This window comes from Pseudomonas sp. P4795, from assembly GCF_048822895.1.
Lineage (GTDB): Bacteria > Pseudomonadota > Gammaproteobacteria > Pseudomonadales > Pseudomonadaceae > Aquipseudomonas.
On sequence record NZ_JBMFBT010000002.1, the window covers coordinates 443,101 to 465,584 of the forward strand.

Consider the following 22,484-nt stretch of genomic DNA (forward strand, 5'->3'; position numbering starts at 1 on the left):
GTACAGCGTGTTTATACGATAGAAACGGTCAATTGGACGGCTAACGCTGTCAGTTGCGCGAAAACTCGACGAATGTCGCGATCACTTGCTCGATTTGCGCGCGACTGACGTCCATGTGCGTGACCATCCGCAGACGACCGGCAGCACTCAATTTGATCCCACGCTCGGCGGCAAACCGCTTGATCGCTTCGGCCTGGTCGCCGATCTGCAGGTAAACCATGTTGGTCTGCACCGGTTCAACGGCATAACCGGCCTCGCGCAGTCCATCCGCGAGAAACTGTGCATTGGCATGATCATCGGCCAGACGTTCAACGTTGTGATCCAGCGCATACAGCCCCGCCGCTGCCAGCAACCCGGCCTGACGCATGCCGCCGCCGACCATTTTGCGCAGGCGCCGGGCCTTGCCGATCAGCTCCACCGAGCCACACAGCACCGAGCCGACCGGCGCGCCGAGTCCTTTGGACAGGCACACCGAGACCGAATCGAAATGCTGGGTGATGTCCCGCGCATCAACGCCCAGCTTGACCGCTGCGTTGTACAGCCGCGCACCGTCCAGATGCAGCTGGAGGCCGTTGTCCCGAGTGAATTTGCGCGCCCGGACCAGATATTCCAACGGCAGCACTTTGCCCTGCATGGTGTTTTCCAGCGCCAACAGCCGCGTGCGGGCGAAATGGAAGTCATCAGGCTTGATCGCCGCCGCGACCTGATCCAGATCCAGCGAACCGTCAGCCTGCACTTCCAGTGGCTGCGGCTGAATCGAGCCAAGCACCGCCGCCCCACCACCCTCGTATTTGTAGGTATGCGCCTGCTGACCGACGATGTATTCGTCGCCGCGCTCGCAATGCGCCATCAGGCCCAGCAGGTTGCTCATGGTGCCGGTCGGGACAAACAGCGCGGCGGCGAAACCCAGCCGTTTTGCCAGTTCGGCCTCCAGACGATTGACCGTCGGATCTTCGCCGTACACGTCGTCGCCGGTGTCCGCAGCGGTCATCGCGTCAAGCATGGCGGCGGTCGGCTGGGTGACGGTGTCGCTGCGAAGATCGATAACGCTCATGAACCTGGCCTCAATTCAGCAGGGGAAATCCCTTTTCGAAGGGGGATTACTGCGGGCATGGCGCGGATTAATCAAGTCTTACGCAAGGAATAGTCGTTTCTCATCAACAAAAATCTCGATAGCAATCATCACAAAGGCGCAATGCACGGCCCGCGAATCTGTGTTAAAAACGCTGCGCCGCCCGACAAAGGGCGGCACAAACGTTCTCAGGGCGGGGTGCAATTCCCCACCGGCGGTAATTGCGCGCAATGCGCATAGCCCGCGAGCGCTTGGCGACGGACACGGCAATGGCTGTGCTCGACGGCAAGGTCAGCAGACCCGGTGTGATCCCGGGGCCGACGGTCATAGTCCGGATGAAGAGAGAACGGGATTAACGCCAAAGGGCCGCCTGCCGCATTCGTGCGAGTGCGCGCACCCTTGAATCCCTTTCGATTCATATCGCCCTGTTTTTCATACAAAACAGGAGTCAGAACATGCAACCCACCGCAATCGACAGCAAAAGCAAACACTCTCACGGCGAGCGCGTAGCGTTCATCCAGGCCTGCTGGCACAAGGAAATCGTCGATCAGAGCCGTAAAGGTTTCCTCACCGAAATGCTCGCTCAGGGTTATCAGGAATCGGACATCGACTTCTTCGAAGTCGGCGGCGCCTTTGAAATGCCGCTGCACGCCAAGCTGCTGGCGAAAACCGGTCGTTATGCCGGTATCGTTGCGGCAGCGCTGGTGGTGGACGGCGGGATCTACCGTCACGAGTTCGTCGCCCAGTCGGTCGTCAGCGGCCTGATGCAGGTGCAGTTGGAAACCGAAGTGCCGGTGTTCTCGGTGTCCCTGACCCCGCACCACTTCCATGCCGGCGAAGAACACCAGAAGTTCTTCTTCGAGCATTTCGTGCACAAGGGTCAGGAAGCGGCGAAGACTTGTGCGGATACGCTGTTGAAAGTGCGTGCATTGCGCCGCACTGAGCCGCGTGCGGTAGCGGTCTAAACACAGACCGGCTCCTGTAGGAGCTGTCGAGTGAAACGAGGCTGCGATCTTTTGATTTTCAAGAGCAAGATCAAAAGATCGCAGCCTTCGGCAGCTCCTACAGGGTTTTGCATCATCCCATAGATGGGTTTTGTGTCAGGCGAGGTTTTCGTCGGTGCTCGGCACGATCAGGATGCCTGCGCGCAAGCCGTTCTTGACCTTGGGATTGGGGAAGATGATCCGCGCACCCGGTTCTTCGATGACCCAGCGGGTCTGGGCGATGTCTTCGGCCAGAACGTAACCCACTTCCAGTTCAGAAAAGTTCTCGACGTCCGCCGGCAGGTTCAGGCGGAAGCTGTCGCTGTGCTTGATGATCTCGCGCGCCACGCTGAACAGCTGCAAACCGTCCAGCCCTTCTTCGGCCAGCTCTGGCTCATTGCCTTCGATGATCTGTTGCAGGCGGGTTTCCAGCAGAGACACGTTGACGCCGTCGTTGTGCCCGAACGGCCGCGCCTTGCCCAGCTCCAGGGTGAAAGCCTCGGCATCGAGCTTGTCGTAGGTGTAAGAACTGAACACGATTGACGGTTTGTTCTGCAACAGCACCGCCTCCATGCCCGCCGCACGCAGGCGTGCCAGTTCGCGACGTGAATGCTGACGCCCGTCTTTCCACGGATACAAAGCGAACTGCTCGATCTTCGAACCACGGATCGCCGTGTGCAGGTCGTAATGCAGACGCTGACGATCAGGCAGGCTGAAGAAGCTCGCGGCCAGACGTTCCAGCTCACAAGCGCGCAAGGCTTCGGAGCCGCTGCTTTGTTCGTGACGGCCGTTGAACAGCCGATTGACGTCCTGCTCGATGAAGCGCTCGCCTTTGCGAATCGCTTCCGGATTGCCGAACAGAAACAGAATACGTGCGCGCGGCTTCAAGTCGCCGCGAGCGATGTCATGCAGCAACCGATCCAGCAGCTCGATCGGTGCAGTTTCGTTGCCGTGGATGCCGGCCGACAGCAGCAGGTCCAGGCCATTGTCGCGTGCTTCGGGTGGCCGCACTTCCAGCGCACCTTCGCTCAACCAGCGCATCCGTACGCCTTCGACAGTCAGTTGAGTCTTCTCCGCCGGTTCGCGGCCGGCGAGGGTCAGTTCAAGCAGTTTGCCGAGGGCGAGCATAGAGCGTTTTCCTTAATGGTCGTGGTTGCAATCCGGGCCGTGCACGTGGTCTTCGTCGTCGCCGACGTCGGCCGGTTCCATTTCCAGTTGCAGACTTACCAGATTAGTCGCCAATGGGCGCAGCAGCAGGTTGGCGTATTCGGCGTCGCCTTCTTCGACGTCCACGCCGATCAGCAACTGGCCACGGCCGTCCTGCTGGATCCACAGCTCTTTGCCTTGCCACAGTACCGCGACGCGGGTGCAGGACGTTTCCAGTTGCGTGCCGTCGGTGTCTTCAAGGATCAGCTGCAGGGTATCGCTCATGTCTTTACGCTCTCTTCGGGAGATGCAGCCGCGCGCCATTTCGAGGCGGCGCGCCGGCCATCAATTGATCTGGAATGGATAAACCGAGCCCAGTTTAAGGATTTGCGTCAGTTCATCCAGTGCCGTCCGGCATTCAAGCAGCAATTGCGGATCGGCCAGGTCGCTTTCGCGCAGGCTGTCGCGATAGTGCTTCTCGACCCATTCGGTCAAGGAACCGTACAACGGCGCCGTCATGATAACGCCTGGATTGACCGCCGCCAGTTCGGTTTCGTTGAGCGCCACGCGCAACCTCAGGCAAGCAGGGCCACCGCCGTTCTGCATGCTTTGCTTGAGATCGAAAACTTTCACTTCGCGGATCAGCCCGCCGGAGCTGGTCAAACCTTGCAGGTAGTTCCACACGCGTTCGTTGCCACGGCATTCTTCCGGAACAATCAACAGCATCGAGCCGTCAGGACGCGACAGAAGCTGGCTATTGAACAAGTAGGAACGCACCGCGTCATCCACGGTTACCGCGGAACGCGGAACACACACTGACTGAAATTTCCCACCGACTTTGGCGAGCTTTCCTTGTAGCTCGGCAAGCATCTGTTCGGTGTCGAGGAACGCGTCCTCGTGATAGAACAGCACCTCGCCGTTACCCACCGCGATCACGTCGTTGTGGAACACGCCCTGATCGATCACTGCCGGATTCTGCTGGGCGAAGACCACGCCGTCGTCGCTCAGACCGTGCAAACGAGCGACAGCTTGCGACGCTTCGAGGGTCTGCCGCGCCGGGTATTTCTGCGGCGCCGGGTAACGGATGTCGAACGCACTGCGACCAAAGACGAAAAACTCGACGCCGGCCTCACCGTATTCACGGCAGAAACGCGTGTGGTTGGCCGCGCCTTCATCACCAAACTGCGCCACTGCCGGCAATGCGGCGTGATGGGCGAAGTGCTGCTGATTGGCGAACATCGCGCCCAGCACGCGGCTGGTAGTCGGGTGTTCGATGCTGCGGTGATATTTGCAGTTGAGGTTGGCGGCAGTGAAATGCACGCGACCGTCAGCGGTGTCGGCGCTCGGGCTGACGGTGGCGGCGTTGGCCACCCACATGCTTGACGCCGAGCAACTGGCGACCAGCAACGGCATGGCTTCCTTCGCAGCGCGCTCGATCACTTGCGCGTCAGTGCCGCCGAAACCCAGACGGCGCAAAGCGGCCACGTCCGGACGTTCCTGTGGCGCCAAAACGCCCTGCTGAAAGCCCATTTCCATCAGCGCTTTCATTTTCGCCAGGCCTTGCAGCGCGGCTTCTTTCGGGTTGGAAGACTGCTGGCTGTTGCTCTGGGACGCAACGTTACCGTAGGACAGACCGCCGTAATTATGGGTCGGCCCCACTAGACCGTCAAAATTGACTTCATAGGATTTCATCAGCGAGGCTCCACGAGAATCTGTTGTTATAGGCATCGAGTAACAATTAGGTAAGACCGAGGTGAGGCTATCGCTGGCAAGCCAGCTCCCACAGGGTTAGTGGTGTTCACAGATTCTGTGCACGACGCAATTCCTGTGGGAGCTAGCCTGCTAGCGATTGGGCATCACCCCATCTTCACGCCAGGCGTCAATGTGGCAGGCATCACCAGGCTCGGGGTTTCCAGCGACGCCACCGGGTACGCGCAGTAATCCGCCGCGTAGTAGGCGCTGGCGCGATGGTTGCCCGAAGCGCCGACACCGCCGAACGGTGCGCTGCTCGCAGCACCGGTCAGTTGTTTGTTCCAGTTGACGATCCCGGCGCGGCTTTCCAGCCAGAACTGCTGATAGCGATCTTCCGAATCCGAGAGCAAACCTGCGGCCAGACCGTAAGCGGTATCGTTGGCCTCGCTGATCGCCGCAGCGAAATCGGCGTAACGAATCACTTGCAGCAACGGGCCGAACAACTCTTCGTCCGGGCGCTCGGCCACTGCGGTCACATCAACAATACCCGGCGTCAGCAGCGCGGCTTGCGCTTGCGGCTGAGTCATTGCCAGCAGCGACACTGCGCCGTTGGCCAGCAGATGCGCCTGAGCATCCATCAGCGCTTTGGCCGCGCTCAAAGAAATCACCGAGCCCATGAACGGTGCCGGTTGCTGATCGAACGCGCCGACTTCGATGGTCGCGCTGACTTCAACCAGACGCTTGAGCAGGCTGTCGCCCCATGCGCCTTGCGGTACCAGCAGACGCCGGGCGCAAGTGCAGCGCTGACCGGCAGAAATGAATGCCGACTGAATAATCGTGTAAACCGCCGCGTCGAGATCAGCCACCTGATCGACCACCAGTGGGTTGTTGCCGCCCATTTCCAGCGCCAGGATCTTGTCCGGACGCCCGGCGAATTGCTGATGCAGATGATTGCCGGTGCGGCTGGAACCGGTGAAGAACAGACCGTCGATCCCAGGGTTCGCCGCCAGTGCGATACCTGTTTCGCGAGCACCTTGCAGCAGGTTCAGGACGCCAGCCGGCAGACCGGCTTCGATCCAGCATTTGACCGTCAGCTCGGCGACTTTCGGCGTCAGTTCGCTTGGCTTGAACAGCACGCTGTTACCGGCCAGCAGCGCCGGCACGATGTGCCCGTTCGGCAAATGGCCAGGGAAGTTATAAGGGCCGAACACCGCAACCACTCCGTGTGGTTTGTGGCGCAGCACGGCAGTGGCGTCGCCCAGCGGGCCGCTCTTTTCGCCGGTACGTTCGCGGTAGCTTTGCACCGAAATCGCGATCTTGTTGATCATGCTGGTGACTTCGGTCGCGGCTTCCCACAGCGGTTTGCCGGTTTCCTCACCGATGGTGCGGGCCAGTTCTTCGCTGTGGTTTTTCAGCGCAGCGGCGAAGGCTTCAAGAACGCTGATGCGTTCCTCCAGCGTGCGGCGTGCCCAGCCCGGAAAGGCTTGACGCGCAGCTTGCACGGCGGATTCAACCTGAGCGGCGGTAGCGCCCTCGCCCGCCCACAAGACTTGCTGGCTCACCGGGTTCAGCGACTGGAACGCTTCGCCCTGACCGGCCAGCCATTCACCTGCGATGTATAGCGAATTCATTATTTCGACTCCCGAGCAGCGGACAACGCCACGGCGCGCACTTGATCGCCCGCGTTGAGTTGAAGACGTTTGGCGGTCTGCGGATCGACCACCAGGGTGCCGGCGGCCAGACGTGCCGGCGCGGCGGTGATGCGGCAGTCTTCGCGTTTGCGGTTGTGGATGATGAACGGCGTGGCGTCATCGCCCGGCGTACCAATCGCCAGTACCAGCGCTTCGCTGTCACGTACTGCGCGAATCTTCGCGGTTTCGCATTCGACGGACGGGCCGGCGTCGAAAATATCGACGTAGCCCTGATAGCTGAAACCTTCGCTCTTGAGCATCGCCAGCGCCGGCTCGGTGTCCGGGTGCACCTGGCCGATGACGTTGCGCGCGTCCGGCGACAGGAAGCAGGTGTACAGCGGGAATTTCGGCATCAGTTCGGCGATGAACGCCTTGTTGCCCACGCCGGTCAGGTAATCGGCCTGGCTGAATTCCATTTTGAAGAAGTGTCGACCGAGGCTTTCCCAGAACGGCGAACGCCCGGCGTCATCCGACACACCGCGCATTTCGGCGATGATCTTGTTGCCGAACAGTTGCGGGAATTCTGCGATGAACAACATCCGCGCCTTGGCCAGCATGCGGCCGTTGAGGCCGGTGCGGTAATCGGCGTGCAGGAACAGCGAGCACAGTTCCGAATTGCCGGTCAGGTCGTTGGCGAGGAATAGCGTCGGAATCTCGCGGTAGATGTTCAGCTCTTGCGAGGCGCTGACGGTCAGGCCGACACGGAAGTTGTACCAAGGCTCGCGCAGACCGACAGCGCCGGCAATGGCGGAAATCCCCACCACGCGGCCGTCGTCATCTTCGAGCACGAACAGGTAATCCGCGTCGCCACGGCCGGCTTCGCCGCGAAAGGTCTTCTCGGCCCAGCCGACCCGATGGGCCAGACGCTCTTCGTTGGCCGGCAAAGTGGTCAGGCCGGTGCCGGTGCTGCGGGCCAGGTCGATCAGAGCGGATAAATCGCTGCTGCGTACGGGACGAACAATCATGCTATCTCCTCAAACGGGCCGCCTGTGGCCACCCGTGAAACTCGCTAAGGCGTTAAACCGCCACCAGGCGCACGCTGGCACCTTCGCCAACGCCCAGGGCTTCGGCCGCTTCCAGATCCAGAGTCACCGGTTTGCCCGGCGCGTAATCCAGCTCCAGCAACACGGCGCGGTAATCCTGCAACTGGGCGTTGGCCACCAGATACTGGCGCCCGGCACCTTTGACCGGCTCGCCGATCTTCACCGGCACCACGCGGCTCTGGGCGATCGAACGGATCCCCGAAACGCGCGCATGCAGAGTCGGGCCGCCGTCGAAAATGTCGATGTAGTGATCGGTCTCGAAGCCTTCGCGCATCAGGATGTCGAAGGTGATCTGCGCACGCGGGTGCACCTGGCCCATCGCTTCTTGAGCGGAATCCGGCAGCAGCGGCACGTAGATCGGGTAATGCGGCATCAGCTCGGCGAGGAACGTGCGGCTTTTCAGGCCACACAGGCGTTCGGCAGCGGCGTAGTTGAGGTCGAAGAAGTTGCGACCAATGGCATCCCAGAACGGCGAGTCGCCGTTTTCATCGCTGTAACCGACGATCTCGGTGACTACCGAATCAGCGAACCGCTCCGGATGGCTGGCGACGAACAGCAAGCGACCACGGGAATTGAGTTCCGACCACGGCGATCCAACCAGCTCGCGCTGCACGTAGAAACTGGTCAGCAAGCTGTTGCCGGTCAAGTCGTGGCACTGCGAAAGCACGTGGATCTTGTTGTGGATCTTCAGCTCGCGGGAGGCGTGCACGAAGGTCTCGTTGCGAAAGCTGTAGAACGGCTCGGAGTAACCGGCCGAGGCAACGATGGCCGAGCAGCCGACCAGTTTCCCGGTGCTGCTGTCTTCAAGTACGAAGAAATAGCTCTCTTCACCGTTGAAGCTGACTTCGGCGGAAAACGACGCTTCGCTCGCGGCGATCTTGTCGCTCAACCGTTCCACGTCATCCGGCAAGGAAGTGACACCAATCGGGCTGTCCGCAGCCAGACGCTGTACCTCGCCCAGATCAGCCATTTGCGCAGGGCGCATCACCAGCATGGTGTCACTCCTTTTCTCTTATAAATTCACAGAAGATGAAAATCCCGGGCCGTCCCTCAGGAAGCAGGGGAACAAGCTTTTGTGGTGAGGGGGCTCATTCCACATCGATTCGGCACGAAACAAAAATTTTGATCGGCGCCTGAAGTGTCAGGCGCCGAAGGGTCTATCAGGCTTGCGTCAGTTTTGCTGCGGCACGTTCGAAGCGGTCGAGACCGGCATCGATATCGGCGTCTTCAACTACCAGGCTCGGGGCGAAACGGATCACGTCCGGGCCGGCTTGCAGAATCATCAGGCCTTCTTTTTCAGCGGCGTTGAAGATGTCTTTGGCCTTGCCTTTCCAGGCATCGCTGAGCACGCAACCGATCAACAGACCGAGACCACGCACCTGAGTGAACAGGCCGTATTTCTCGCCGATCTGCTCAAGACGAGTCTTGAATTTATCGTGCTTGCTGTTAACGCCGTTCAACACCTCAGGGGTGTTGATCACGTCGATCACCGCTTCGGCGACCGCGCATGCCAGCGGATTGCCGCCGTAAGTGGTGCCGTGGGTGCCGACGACCAGGTGCTTGGCCAGCGCTTCGGTGGTGAGCATTGCCGCGATCGGGAAACCGCCGCCCAGGCTCTTGGCGCTGGTCAGGATGTCCGGGGTCACGCCGTAATGCTGGTAGGCGAACAGCTTGCCGCTGCGGCCCATGCCGGTTTGCACTTCGTCGAACACCAGCAGCGCGTTGTTCGCGTCGCACAGGTCACGGGCGCCTTGCAGGTAAGCCAGTTCGGCCGGCAGTACGCCGCCCTCACCCTGAATCGGCTCCAGTACCACGGCGCAGGTCTTGTCGGAAATCGCCGCTTTCAGCGCTTCCAGATCGTTGAACGGCACATGGGTGATACCAGTGATTTTCGGGCCGAAACCGTCGGAATACTTCGACTGGCCACCGACGTTGACGGTGAACAGGGTCCGGCCGTGGAAGCTGTTGAGTGCGGCGATGATTTCGTACTTCTCGGTGCCGAACCGGTCGAACGCAACGCGACGGGCCAGCTTGAACGCGGCCTCGTTGGCTTCGGCGCCGGAGTTGCAGAAGAACACGCGCTCGGCGAACGTGGCGTCGATCAGCTTGTGCGCCAGGCGCAGAGCCGGTTCGTTGGTGAACACGTTGGACACGTGCCACAGCTTGTTCGCTTGCTCGGTCAATGCACCTACCAGCGCAGGATGTGCGTGGCCCAATACGTTGACCGCAATGCCGCCGGCGAAGTCGATCAGCTCGCGGCCGGACTGGTCCCAGACGCGGGAACCGGCACCACGCACAGGAATGAAAGCGGCAGGCGCGTAGTTGGGAACCATAACCTGGTCGAAATCGGCGCGTTGTACCGCAGCGTGCTCAACGGACATCGGAGTCTCCTGAAGAGGAACGCTCGCCTGGAACTGGCGAGCTTGGTGAGGATTGTAAGGACAGTTTTCAGCTTGGCCTTGCCGCCAGGCGACAACTTCTTATAGCGCAAACCCCGGATTTTCCCGGGTTTACGGCAATGCGACATATAGCGTCGCAAAGGCGCAGTTTAAACTGCCGCCGACAAATGCAGCAGCTCTATGAGGCTATCAACTGCAAAGCGTTTGTCGGTCATACATATGTACCACCTGGCGAGAGCTGCATTTTGGTCTGCTTGAGGTCTTTATCGACGTTCAAGGACGCAAACGATGCCTTCACCGACCGCGCAATCGCCCGCCATCACCTCCACCCCCGGTGCGAATGCGCTCAACCCCGCGTCGCACTACGAGCCGCTGGTCAACGCCATTCCCGAATGGCTGGGCAAAGCCTCACCCACACGGCGCGCCGCGCTGAAGAACCACCGCCCAACCCTCAGCGATCAACTCAAGTCAGCCCCGCTAACGCAGCAAGCCGAGCTAAGAAGCGCCATCGCCAGCCAGATGACCGCGCAAAACGCCGTCGATCAAATGCTCGATCGCGTGCGGAACGCCAGTGCCTTTGCCGAACCACTGCTGACCGAGGCGTTGAAAACGCGCTTCGGACTGGAGCTGGACGTCAAGCAAACCTTTCTGCAGCTGTACATCCCGGTGACCGTGGCAGGCATTACCACCGGCACCCGCACCTGGACAGTGTCGTTGCTGGATGCAGCCCTGCATAACTTCGAGGCCGGAGAAACCGCAGCCGATGCCTATGCCAGCGGCTCCTCGTTCATCACTCGACCGTCGGCTACCGGGCAATTCACGACATTGACGCCGCTCAATACCACACCCGGCATTGCGACTTTTGCCGCCCTGTGTCGAGACCTGGATATCGGCGCGCGCTATAAAACCTATTTGGAACAGAGCCTCGCACTGTCCACCCCGGTGGCGGCAGCGGTGCTGCGCCACAAGGTCGATACTGCGCAGAAAGCCGCCCTGCGCACAGCGCTGAGCATGGCGCGGATAACCGGCGATATCAGCGATGCCAGTCGGCGCTCCATCGAAGACTTCCTCGATGGCAAATCCAACGTGCAAATGAGCGGGCGGCCACTGCGGTGTCATGACTTGAGCGTCCTGGCCAACGATCACACCGTGGCAGCGGTTGCGCTGACCGGGGTCGTGATTTTCGCCGCGGATCCGGAACAGGCTCGCGCAGCCGTGAATGTCGTGGCGTACGTCCCGGAAGACCCCGAACACCCGATCAAGGAATACAATTCCACCGCCGCAATGGAGCAAGAGCTGATCCGGCAATTGCGCTCAAAGGATTACCAACGTTTTTTCAACCGTTTCGTCGCCCATGAGCAGCGCGGACATTTCTTTACCCAGCTCAACCAGCGTCTGAGCCAGGTGAAATATCACCCGCCACAGGCCGGCAGCCAATTGCCGCCGTGGCGCGAGGCGCCCGTCGAGAAACCCAACCTGCAATTCACCGTGACGCCCATCGGCGGCGAATTGTGGGAGCACCTCTACCAACGCAAGTTGAACAAGATCCTCAACGATGCCGCGGTGATCGCGATTCCCACCGCCATGGTCGACCGCAATGCCCGCTGGGCGCGCTGGGACTCATTTGTCGAAGTCGCTGCCGAGGTGATTGAAATTGCCTCGTTCGTCGTCCTGCCTTTCGTGCCGTTTCTCGGCGAAATGATGATGGCGTACATCGCTTATCAGCTTCTGGACGAAGTCTTCGAGGCCGTGATCGATTGGGCTGAAGACCAGACCACTCAAGCCACCGAACACTTCTTCGCCGCAGTGGAATCGCTGATCCAGCTCGGCGCTTTCGGGATCGGCGCGGGGATCGCCATGGCCGAGCTGCCAAGGGTTTTGCCTGCAGAAGTGGTGGCGTTTATCGATCGATTCAGGCCGGTGCAGTTACGCAACGGCAAGACGCTGTACTGGAAACCCGATCTGAAATCCTACGCCCGCCCAAGTGTGCCAGCGGCGGACTCCAGACCTGACGCGCTGGGTCTGCACGCGCATCAGGGCAAACGTCTGATGCCCATCGACCAGACGCATTACGCCGTCAACGAACATGAGTTGCCCGGCAAACTGCGCATCGAACACCCGACGCGCACAGAGGCCTATCAGCCCCTCGTGCGGCATAACGGTGAGGGGGCATTTCATACCGAACTCGAGCAGCCGCTGGAATGGGACGCCGCCACCGCACTGGGGCGCATCGGCCACCGCATGGACGCGTTCACCCCGACGCGGCGCGAGCGCATTCTGCGGGTCAGCGGCTTTACCGAAGACGGGCTGCGCAAAATGCACGTCAATCAGGAGCGCGTGCCGCCGCTGCTGGCCGACAGCATCCAGCGCTTCGGGATCGATCAGGACCTGCACAACTTCATCCAGCAGATCGGCAGTGACGATCCGGCGATTTACCTGCGAGCCGATCCGCTGATCCAGCTGCAATTGCTCAACGAACAGGGTCTGTGGCCGAACACTAAAAGGTTGCGCCTGAGCAGCGCCCAGGGAGAAACCCTGTGGCAATCTTCCAGCAATGCACAACTGCCCCTGACCGAACTGCGCGAGGACCGGCTCACCCGTGGCGACCTGCTGAACACCCTGCTGCAGTCCCTCAGCGAAGATGAAATCAACAGCATGCTCGAGGAGGAGTTCGGCACGATGCTGGTCATCGATGCGCGCACGCGTCAGCTTCGAGCCAGACTTGCGCAGCTCGCCACACAGCGCCGCCCGGCCCTGTTCGAGCAGCGCTATCAGACACTGCAGCAGCACAATTCACCCCTGCAGACAAAACTCGCAGAGCATGTACCGCAACTCCCCGCGCGTATCACCGAAGAGTTGCTGCAGACCGCCACCGGCGCGGAGCTGTTGCAAATCGGCGAAGGACAATGGCCCGAGCGTCAACAGCAGCTGTCGCAGATGGCCGAGCACGAATTGCGCATCACCCGCGCCTATGAAGGTCTGGAACTGGATTCGCTGCACAACGCGGATTCCGATACCCTGGCGCTGCACAGCCTGCCGCTGTTGCCCGGCTGGTCGACAGACGTGTGCCTGGTGGTCAGAGATCAAACGTTCAGCGGCACCCTGCTCGACACCACTGGCGTGCGAGGCACGCCAATCGAAAAAGTGCTGGTGCGCCAAGCCGATCACCTTTGGCAAGCGTTCGATCAAGCGGGACGGCAACTGCACGCTCCGAGCGATTTCTACACCAGCGTGTTGCAAGCCTTGCCCGATGCACAGCGCCAAGCCTTGAACCTGCAGATCGGCGAAGGGCAAAAACTCCAGCAACTGATTCGCGACAATCCCCTGCCCCGCGACAACCTGCGACTGACACTGAACATCGCACCTGCGCCAGCGCCGGTCATCGACACCCTGCGCCTGCTGGGTGCCGAAGGTTATGCGCGCCACACCGCCGGGCCGCAGTTGCCACAACCGCTGGAGACCCGCGTTCGGGGCGTATTCCCCGGCATCGCGCCGGACGGCGTACAAGCCATGGTGCAACACCTGCAAAGCCTGCCCGGCAATCCAATCGCCGCATTGGCGCGCCTGCGTCTTGAATACGCGCAACTGGAAACCGACCTCGATCAATGGCGAATCAGAGAGGTACGGGTCGACCCCGCCACCGGCCTGGCACTGTCCCCCGCACGTCGGGTGGCGGCCGGGCGCGATCGCGACCTGTTCGCCCGCGCGCTGCTCAGTTGCTGGCGCCGGGAAAGCGCGGAACGCTTCGGCTACCGCATGCGCTTCATCGAGCCGGTCATGGGCGACCTGCCCGTGCTGACGGCAGACTTCAGCCATGTCATCAGCCTGGAACTGAGCGGCAGCGGAATTTCCGGCGGCATCGAACCGTTCATTCAGAGGCTCCCGCGCCTGGCGCGTCTGGATCTGCAAAACTTCGACCTGCATGCATTACCGCGTTCGCTTGGGACAATGTCCACCCTGCGCCAGTTGCGGTTGCGCAAATGCGCGGTGGTGCTCACACCGGAAAACCAGAGCCTGCTGACTTCGCTCAACGAGCTGGTCGAACTCGATCTGAAGGACAATCCGCTGGGCACCAGCTTCAATCTCAATTTCCTGCCTTCGCTGACCTACCTCAATCTGTCCCGCACCGGGATTGGCGAAGTCCCTGCCGGGCTCACCGATCACCCGCAAATCCGCAGCGCCTGGCTGGCCGATAACCAGATCCGCACCTTGCCCGATGGGCTGTTTGACCTCTCCCCCACTACTGGCGCGGGCTACGACTTCTCCGGCAATCCGCTGTCCGCTGCCACGCGCGAACAGGTAAAGACTTATTTCACCCGCACTGGCGGCAATCTGGGAGTACGCGCCGAGCAAGCCGATATTCTGCGCACCCGAGCGCTGTTCCCCAACATTGATGACGGCCAGGCCAGCGGGCTGATCTACCGTTTGCCCGGTTCACTGATCCAGGGCCGCTTGCAGCTCACGGCGTGGGAAAGCGAAATCGCCACAATGACTGCCGACCTGGCGCGCTGGTGCAAGGACATTCCCGACCGCGACCCCGTGAGCGGAATACTCCTCGAAGCCGACGAGCGCTTTACCGAACAAGCCGCGCGCGAGACCTTCGCCGGCAATCTGCAGTGGCTTTGGCGCCATCGCTCAACTGTCCATCCGCAACCGCGAGCGGACATCCTCACCGCCGAGATGTCGTTCATCGGGGAGCTGCCGGTGCTGAGCGCGGATTTCAGCCACATCAGCGCGCTGACCCTCACCGGCAACAAAGGCATCCGCGGCACCGCGCCCTTTCTCAAAAGCTTTGGACGGATCAAACGCCTGTTCCTGCGTAATTTCGAACTCGATCAACTCGCCCAGACATTCGCCGGCCTGCCGATGCTCGAATCACTGGTGCTGGACAACTGCGGCGTTATTTTCACCGCCGAATCGCTGGCGGCGCTGGCCGCAATGGCAAAACTCGAATCACTGGAACTGCCCGGTAACCCGCTGGGTCTGGTGCCTGACCTGCTGACGCTGAGCGAGCTGACCTATATTGATCTTTCGCGCACAGGCATCACTGAAACGCCGCCCGGCCTGATCGATCACCCGAAACTGGCGACTGCGATCCTCAGCGACAACCTGATCACCGAGCTACCCGAGGGCTTTTACCAACTGTCGGCGCTGGCCGGCGATGGCTACGACCTGTCGAGCAATCCACTGAGCGCCGCCACCCGCGAACGCATCAAGACTTACAACCGTGAGACCGGTCAAGACTTCGCAGTGCTTGCCGATCCGGCCGATATCGAAGCCACCCAACAGTTGTTTCCAAGCCTCGACGCCCAGGATGCCAGCGATGTGTTCTACAGTTTGCCCGGCACGCTGGAGCATGGCCGCCGGCAACTCCGACACTGGCAGGCGGAGTTGCAGCAACTGACTACCGATCTTGCGCAATGGGTCACGGCAGGCCCGGCGGTTCACCCGACCACAGGCGTGGCGCTGAGTCCACGCCAGCAGATGCTGATGCAGGCGAACCGGCAAACGTTCGCCGAGCGCATTGAACAGCTATGGCGCTTCAGGTATCCGGAAAAACCCACGCACAGAGGCGACGTACTGATCACGGAGGTGTCCTTCCTGGGCGAGTTGCCCGTGCTGTCGGCAGACTTCAGCCATCTCGCCGGCGTGACCCTGGATGGCAACCTGACGCTGACCGGCATCGACGCCTTCCTTGCAGCTTTTAGCGGGGTGCGTCATCTGGAACTGCATGAGTTCAATCTCGGCGAGCTGCCAGCGGCGTGCGAGCGCATGCCGGCACTGGAACGCCTGGTGCTGGAATATTGTGAGGTAAAGCTGACCGCGCTGACCCAGACCCGGCTGTCTGCGCTGACGCGGCTCAAGTTCCTCAACCTCAGTCATAACCCGCTGGGCGCCGCACCGGACTTGCAGACGTTGGCGGCACTGACCCATGTGCGCATGATCGACAGTAGCCTTCCCCGCTTGCCTGATGGCCTGATCGACCTGCCGAACCTGACGTTTGCCAGCTTCGATCACAACAGCATCAGCGAACTGCCCGACAGCCTGTTCGAGTTGCCTGCCACGTCCCTTAAACAATTCAGCCTGACTGACAACCCGCTGACTGCGCAAACCCGCGAACGGATCAAGAGCGACTACCCACGCACTCGCAACAATTTCGGGATCGCCATGCCATTGGCAGATATCAGCCGGGTTCGCGCGCTGTTTCCTGCACTCGATGCAGCAGACGCCAACCGGGTTCTGTACCTGTTGCCGGGCACCCTTGACACAGGCCGGTTGCGAATTACCGAGTGGGAAGCAGAGTGGCGGCAACTGACTGCAGACCTCGCGCAGTGGGTCAGTGATATCCCCGCACAACACCCCTCCGGCAGCATCCTGCTCAGCGCCGAAGAAAAAATCGTCGAGCTCGCTGCACGCCAGCAGTTTCGCGAAAACCTCGAGGTACTGTGGTGCGCGAGAATAGCTGACCGCCCCGAGTTCAGGTCAAACTCGCTGAGCCTTGATCTGGCATTCATCGGCGAACTTCCCACGTTGAGCACAGACTTCAGCCACGTCACCACGCTGTCGATCACCGGCAACGCCCAACTGCGCGCCGGTGACGGTTTCTTCAACTGCTTCAGCGGCCTGAAGACACTCGAACTGCGCGATCTGGGCCTGCAACAAATGCCGCTGTCATTCAGGCGCATGACGGATCTTCGGGTACTGGTCTTGAGCAACTGCGCCATGGTGCTCGACGCCGAGGGCAGCGCGACGCTCTCCTTGCTGACGCGGCTGAACAAACTTGATCTGTACAACAACCCGCTGGGCATGGCACCCGATCTGCGCCCGCTCACCGCGCTGGATTTCATCGATCTGGGCGGCACCGCGATTGCCGAGGTTCCAGTCGGGCTGATCAACCATCCACAACTGGACATCGTCGTCCTCAGCAATAACCGCATCACCGAAATTCCCGAGGAGCTGTTCAACTTGTCGGCGGAGGCCGGCAACGGTTACGACTTCGGCAATAATCCGCTGAGCGCCGCCACCCGCGAGCGGGTCAAGAACTACTACCGCAAGACCGGCACAGACCTCGGCGTGCTGGCCGAGGAAGCGGACCGGGCACGGGTGCAAACGCTGTATCCGACGCTGGACAATGAACAGGCGAGCACGTTGATCTATCGGCTGGCCGGCACCTTGGCCGATGGCCGCAACGAGGTGGCGCGTCAGGAAGGTCTGCTGAGTCATCTGACCGCAACACTCGCCCGCTGGGCCAGCGACATTCCGGCAGAGGTGCTCGGCGAAGACGCACGTTTGCAGCAAGAGCAGTTGCGCGAGCAATTCAGCGCAGCGCTGCTGACCTGCTGGCGCCGCATTCCGCTGGAAGACTCGATGCTCGACGGCTACGGCTTCACCTCCACGGTCAACTTCATCGGGGAATTGCCTACGCTCAGCAGCAACTTTCCCTACGTACCCGATCTGTTCTTGATTGGAAACGGCGACTCGACGCGCATCGGGCGTTTTCTCGAAGCCTTCACCGACCTCGACAGCCTGACTATTCGCGATTTCAATCTGGGCGATCTGCCCGAGGCGATTTTCACGATAAAACGTTTGACGGCGTTAAGCCTGCCCGAGTGCCAGATCACCCTGACACCAACGTCCGTGGCTGCACTGGCCGGCATGGACAAACTTGAAGCACTTAACCTGAGCGACAACCCTTTGCGACTCATCCCCGACCTGAGTAACCTGCAACGCCTGACCGACCTCGATTTGAGCGGCACCGGCATCACCGAGATCCCCAAAGGCATGCTGCGAAATCAACACTGGAACGAGGTTGACCTGGCCGACAACGCGATCACCGAAGTACCGGAGGAACTCATGGACGTGCCCGCGTCCGTCAGTGACAGCTACGACTTGCGCAACAACCCGCTTTCCGAAGCAGGCCTGGCGCGAATCCGTGCGTATTACCACGAGACGGGAAACGATCTGAACGTTGCCGAAATCGCCGCAACCCAGCGACCACCGGAGATGCGGCCGGATCTGCAAATCGAGGACTGATCAACCGCGCTCGGGCGGGACCGACGACAGTTCGAACGGGCTGCTGCTGCGCCGCTGGTTGCGATCTTCACGCGGCGTGGCACCGAAGAAGTTGCGATAGGCGCTGGAGAAATGCGGCCCCGAGGAGAAACCACACGACAGGCCGATCTGAATGATCGACTTGCTGGTCTGCATCAACATCTGCCGGGCCTTGTTCAGGCGCAGTTCCAGGTAGTACTGGCTCGGCACGCGGTTGAGGTATTGCTTGAAGATCCGCTCCAACTGCCGACGGGATACGCACACATGCTGGGCGATTTCGTCGGTGGTCAGCGGCTCTTCGATGTTGGCTTCCATCAGCAACACTGCTTGGGTGAGCTTCGGATGGCTGGAGCCGAGACGGTTCTGCAACGGAATGCGCTGACGCTCGCCGCCCTCGCGGATGCGCTCGACCACCAGCTCTTCCGAAACGGCGCCGGCCAGTTCGGCGCCGTGGTCACGGGCCAGCACTGCCAGCAGCAAATCGAGTACCGACATGCCGCCGCACGCAGTCAGGCGATCGCGATCCCAGTCGAACAAATGGCTGGTGGCGATGACTTTCGGAAAGCGTTCGGCGAAATCGTCCTGCCAGCGCCAGTGCACGGCAGCGCGGTAACCGTCGAGCAAACCGAGTTGCGCCAACGGATAAACACCCGCCGACAGACCACCGATCACACAACCGGCACGCACCAGTTGCTTGAGTGCGCTGCTGAGTGGCGGCGCCAGAGACGTCGGCGGCTCATCGGCGAGCAGAAACAGCTTCTGGAAGTTTTCCAGCTTGCCGGCCCAAGGTTCGCCGGGCAATTGCCAGGCACCTTCGGGCGGTGCTTCGGCTTGCAGGAACGACAGTTCGTAAACCACGTCCGGGTGCACCCGCTGAGCAACGCGCAAGGCCTCCTCCGCCAGCGCCAAAGTCAGAGCTTTAGTGCTGGGCCAAATCAGGAAACCAATTCGATGGGCAGTCATGGGCGGGCAATCCGAAACCTAAACAGAGGGAAAAACCGAAAGCGGCTGCAACCAAATTAGACCATCTGGCGCGAGGCGCAGCATGACCTAATTTGGTGCATAACGGGAGCGATTACTTGAGGCTGCCCGAGAGGAATTGTTGCAGACGTTCCGATTGCGGATTGACCAGCACTTCGCGCGGGTCGCCGCTTTCTTCGACGACGCCTTTGTGCAGGAACACCAACTGGTTCGACACTTCACGGGCGAAGCCCATTTCGTGGGTGACCACCACCATGGTGCGGCCTTCTTGCGCCAGCGCCTGCATGACTTTCAGCACGTCGCCGACCAGTTCCGGGTCGAGGGCCGAGGTCGGTTCGTCGAACAGCATCACTTCCGGTTCCATCGCCAGCGCACGGGCAATCGCCACACGCTGCTGCTCGCCACCGGACATGTGCCCAGGATAAGCGTCTTTACGATGCGCCACGCCAACCTTGTTCAGGTAGTGCTCGGCCTTGTCGCGGGCTTCAGACTTGGACATGCCGAGCACGTGAACCGGTGCCTCCATGATGTTTTCAATCGCGGTCATGTGCGACCACAGGTTGAAATGCTGGAACACCATCGACAAGCGCGAACGCATGCGTTGCAGCTGTTTCGGATCAGCGGCTTTCAGCGCGCCGTCCTTGTTCGCCACCAGTTTCAGCTCTTCGTTGTTGAGCAGAATCCTACCAGCGTGCGGCTGCTCGAGCAGGTTGATGCAGCGCAGGAAAGTACTTTTGCCGGAGCCACTGGAGCCGATGATGCTGATCACATCGCCGGCGGCCGCTTTCAGGGAAACGCCCTTGAGCACTTCGTGACTGCCATAGCGTTTATGCAGGTCTTGGACTTCAAGTTTGTACATGCGGTCGGTTCTCACAAAAGCAGTCAGTCGTTGAGCAAAGGGCCGTCGCGCAGCGCATCGCGCCCCGCTACTTTGGCCAGCCAGAAACCGGATTGGGCGTAGCGCAGCCGTTCAATGGCAAACAGCACTCCAGAGGTACCAGCACACACCGTGCTGACCCGATCCGACAGCGGATCGATCACTTCAAAAATCTCGTCACCGGCCTCAACCCACTCGCCCGGTTGACGCAGAAAACTCACCACGCCCGGATGCGGCGGGAACAACATCTCGGTGCCTTCGAACGGCATGCCTTCGCAAGGTTCGTGCGCCGCTTGCGGCCACTCACCGGTGATCAGGCCCTGCTCGGCGAGGAACGCCAAAATGCCCTCGGCCCACGCTTCGGCCTGGTCACGGCGAGTGTCAGCCTGACCACCCAATTCGATCGTCGTCGCCAGGCACGCCAAGGGAATCTGCGCGTCCGGGAACAGCCGCGACAAACGCAACCACGGCAGCGAACAAGCTTCATCGAACGAACTGCCACCAGAGTCTTCAGCGAGCAAACCCACTTTCACATCCAGATGCGCAGCCAGCGAGCGCCACTGCGGCCAGTGCTGCGGCAACGCGTACATGTGCAGCGCGGCTTCGCAGTCGCAATGCAGATCGAGCACCACATCAGCGGTCGCCGCGTGGCTGAGCAAGATGCGCTGCATGCCTTGCAACTGGCTGCTCGCGTCCGGCAATGCAGCGAGGTGATCGCTCATCGCTTGGCGGATCAGGCGGATGTTGGCGTGCGGATCATCCCCCAGACGTCCTTCCAGCGCAGCGGCGACAGGCGCGCTGAGCTCGACGAAGTCACGGTTGAAATTCTTGCTGCTGCCGGCCTCGAAACGCCCTTGGTGATTGCCTTGCAGCAACTGGTTCAGGCCGATCGGGTTGGCCACCGGGACCAACTCGATGACACCGTTGAGCAAGCCTTTGGCTTCGAGTTCGCCGAGGCGCTTTTTCAGCTCCCAGGCGGTACGCATGCCGGGTAATTCGTCAGCGTGCAGGCTGGCCTGAATATAGGCCTTGCGCTCGCCCTTGCCGAAGCGGAATACCGAAATCTTGCGCTCGCTGCCCAGATGACTCCACGGCAAAACGTGGTCGATGCGTTCCATATCAGTGCTTCCTCGGGGCCAGGTAGCTCAACCAGCGACGCTCGGCCAACTTGAACAGGCGCACCAGAATGAACGTCAGGCACAGATAGAACACGCCAGCGGTGATGTACGCCTCGAACGGCAGATAGAACTGCGCGTTGACCGTACGCGCCGCGCCGGTGATGTCGATCAGGGTCACGATGGACGCCAGACTGGTGGTCTGCAGCATCATGATCACTTCGTTGCTGTACTGCGGCAGCGCCCGGCGCAGGGCGGACGGCAGCAGAATGCGCTTATACATCTTGTAGCGCGACATGCCCATGGCCTTGGCGGCTTCGATCTCGCCGTTCGGCGTGGCTTTGAGGCTACCGGCGATGATTTCCGCGGTGTAGGCGCTGGTGTTGATCGCGAACGCCAGGCACGCACAGAACGTGGCGCTGGACAGCCACGGCCAGAGGAAGCTTTCACGCACCGCTTCGAACTGGGCCAGACCGTAGTAGATCAAAAACAGCTGCACCAGCATCGGCGTGCCACGAATCACATAAGTGAACAGCCACGCCGACATGTTCACGGCGGCGTTTTTCGACACGCGCATCAGCCCCAGCGGCAGCGCCGCCAGCAGACCGAAGAACAGCGACAGCGCGAGCAATTTGAGGGTGGTCAACAAACCGCCGAAGTACAGCGGCAGAGCCTCCCAAATGACGTTGTAGTCGAAGATCATAGATCAGCCGCCCTTACGCCTACCGAGTAGCGCTTCTCAAGTTGACGCAGAATCAGCAACGAAACACTGGTGATCACCAGGTACATGGCCGCCACTGCGAGGAAGAAGGTGAAAGGCTCGCGAGTGGCATCTGCCGCCTGCTTGGCCTTGAACATCATGTCTTGCAGACCGACTACCGAAATCAGCGCGGTGGCCTTGGTCAGTACCAGCCAGTTGTTGGTGAAGCCCGGAATCGCCAGACGAATCATCTGCGGCACCAGCACCCGGAAAAACACCTGAAAACTGCTCATGCCGTACGCCATGCCGGCTTCGGCCTGACCTTTGGGAATCGCCATGAACGCGCCACGGAAGGTCTCGGACAGGTACGCACCGAAGATGAAACCGAGGGTGCCGATACCGGCCGCCAGCGGATTCAGGTCGATGTAGTCGTCATAACCGAGCATCGGCGCCACACGGTTGAGCAAATCCTGACCGCCGTAGAAGATCAGCAGGATCAGCACCAGATCGGGAATCCCGCGGATCACCGTGGAATACAGATCGCCCAGCCACGCCAGCCAGCGCACCGGCGACAGGCGCAATGCGACACCGATCAGCCCGAGAACGATGGCCAGAGCCATGGACGACAAGGCGAGCTGAAGCGTCAGCCATGCGCCATCGAGGATGACAGCCCCGTAGCCTTTCAACATGATTCAGGTCCTCGAAAGTTGGGATGAAAAAATGGCGCAAACCG

15 protein-coding genes and 1 riboswitch are annotated in these 22,484 nt (G+C 60.8%); of the genes, 2 read left to right on the plus strand and 13 right to left on the minus strand.

The window, feature by feature from the left end; genetic code table 11:
- Window positions 1–49: 49 nt before the first annotated feature.
- Window positions 50–1,054: a low-specificity L-threonine aldolase gene (gene ltaE, locus ACOI8A_RS06570; protein ID WP_420646417.1), complete on the minus strand. Its 1,005-nt coding sequence runs from the start codon at window positions 1,052–1,054 to the stop codon at window positions 50–52.
- Window positions 1,055–1,252: 198 nt separating this feature from the next.
- A riboswitch (FMN riboswitch) is annotated at window positions 1,253–1,424 on the plus strand.
- Between the two features lie 103 nt (window positions 1,425–1,527).
- Here ltaE and ACOI8A_RS06575 point away from each other — a divergent pair.
- Window positions 1,528–2,037 (plus strand): 6,7-dimethyl-8-ribityllumazine synthase, encoded by a 510-nt coding sequence (locus ACOI8A_RS06575; protein ID WP_420646416.1) that lies wholly within the window; start codon window positions 1,528–1,530, stop codon window positions 2,035–2,037.
- 135 nt (window positions 2,038–2,172) lie between these two features.
- Here ACOI8A_RS06575 and astE read toward each other — a convergent pair whose 3' ends face one another.
- The 7 genes from astE to ACOI8A_RS06610 form a co-directional block, all read right to left on the minus strand.
- Window positions 2,173–3,183 (minus strand): succinylglutamate desuccinylase, encoded by a 1,011-nt coding sequence (astE, locus tag ACOI8A_RS06580; protein WP_420646415.1) that lies wholly within the window; start codon window positions 3,181–3,183, stop codon window positions 2,173–2,175.
- A gap of 12 nt (window positions 3,184–3,195) precedes the next feature.
- Entirely contained in the window at window positions 3,196–3,486 is a 291-nt protein-coding gene (locus ACOI8A_RS06585; RefSeq protein WP_420646414.1) for a topoisomerase II, read from the minus strand.
- A 60-nt stretch (window positions 3,487–3,546) separates the two neighbouring features.
- Window positions 3,547–4,893: an N-succinylarginine dihydrolase gene (astB, locus tag ACOI8A_RS06590; protein WP_420646413.1), complete on the minus strand. Its 1,347-nt coding sequence runs from the start codon at window positions 4,891–4,893 to the stop codon at window positions 3,547–3,549.
- A 164-nt stretch (window positions 4,894–5,057) separates the two neighbouring features.
- Window positions 5,058–6,527 carry a succinylglutamate-semialdehyde dehydrogenase gene (astD, locus tag ACOI8A_RS06595; protein ID WP_420646681.1) on the minus strand — a complete coding sequence of 490 codons (1,470 nt, stop codon included), beginning with the start codon at window positions 6,525–6,527 and terminating at the stop codon, window positions 5,058–5,060.
- Window positions 6,524–7,549, minus strand: coding sequence for an arginine N-succinyltransferase (gene astA / locus ACOI8A_RS06600; protein ID WP_420646412.1), 1,026 nt, complete (start codon window positions 7,547–7,549; stop codon window positions 6,524–6,526). The genes astD and astA overlap by 4 nt, the downstream gene beginning before the upstream one ends.
- A gap of 52 nt (window positions 7,550–7,601) precedes the next feature.
- Complete coding sequence (aruF, locus tag ACOI8A_RS06605; RefSeq protein ID WP_420646411.1) at window positions 7,602–8,621, minus strand: arginine/ornithine succinyltransferase subunit alpha; 1,020 nt, start codon at window positions 8,619–8,621, stop codon at window positions 7,602–7,604.
- 166 nt (window positions 8,622–8,787) lie between these two features.
- Window positions 8,788–10,008, minus strand: coding sequence for an aspartate aminotransferase family protein (locus ACOI8A_RS06610; protein WP_420646410.1), 1,221 nt, complete (start codon window positions 10,006–10,008; stop codon window positions 8,788–8,790).
- Window positions 10,009–10,314: 306 nt separating this feature from the next.
- Between ACOI8A_RS06610 and ACOI8A_RS06615 the strand changes: the two genes are divergently transcribed.
- Entirely contained in the window at window positions 10,315–18,060 is a 7,746-nt protein-coding gene (locus ACOI8A_RS06615) for a dermonecrotic toxin domain-containing protein (protein WP_420657739.1), read from the plus strand.
- On the opposite strand, the gene argR is transcribed toward ACOI8A_RS06615, so the two are convergent.
- The 5 genes from argR to ACOI8A_RS06640 form a co-directional block, all read right to left on the minus strand.
- Window positions 18,061–19,041, minus strand: a complete 981-nt coding sequence (argR, locus tag ACOI8A_RS06620; RefSeq protein ID WP_420646408.1) for a transcriptional regulator ArgR — start codon at window positions 19,039–19,041, stop codon at window positions 18,061–18,063.
- A gap of 112 nt (window positions 19,042–19,153) precedes the next feature.
- Entirely contained in the window at window positions 19,154–19,918 is a 765-nt protein-coding gene (locus ACOI8A_RS06625) for an ABC transporter ATP-binding protein (RefSeq protein WP_420646407.1), read from the minus strand.
- 23 nt (window positions 19,919–19,941) lie between these two features.
- Window positions 19,942–21,054, minus strand: coding sequence for a succinylglutamate desuccinylase/aspartoacylase family protein (locus ACOI8A_RS06630; RefSeq protein WP_420646406.1), 1,113 nt, complete (start codon window positions 21,052–21,054; stop codon window positions 19,942–19,944).
- A gap of 1 nt (window position 21,055) precedes the next feature.
- Window positions 21,056–21,754 (minus strand): ABC transporter permease, encoded by a 699-nt coding sequence (locus ACOI8A_RS06635; RefSeq protein ID WP_420646405.1) that lies wholly within the window; start codon window positions 21,752–21,754, stop codon window positions 21,056–21,058.
- Window positions 21,751–22,440 carry an ABC transporter permease gene (locus tag ACOI8A_RS06640; protein WP_045057456.1) on the minus strand — a complete coding sequence of 230 codons (690 nt, stop codon included), beginning with the start codon at window positions 22,438–22,440 and terminating at the stop codon, window positions 21,751–21,753. Before ACOI8A_RS06640 ends, ACOI8A_RS06635 begins: the two co-directional genes overlap by 4 nt.
- Between the last annotated feature and the right edge of the window lie 44 nt (window positions 22,441–22,484).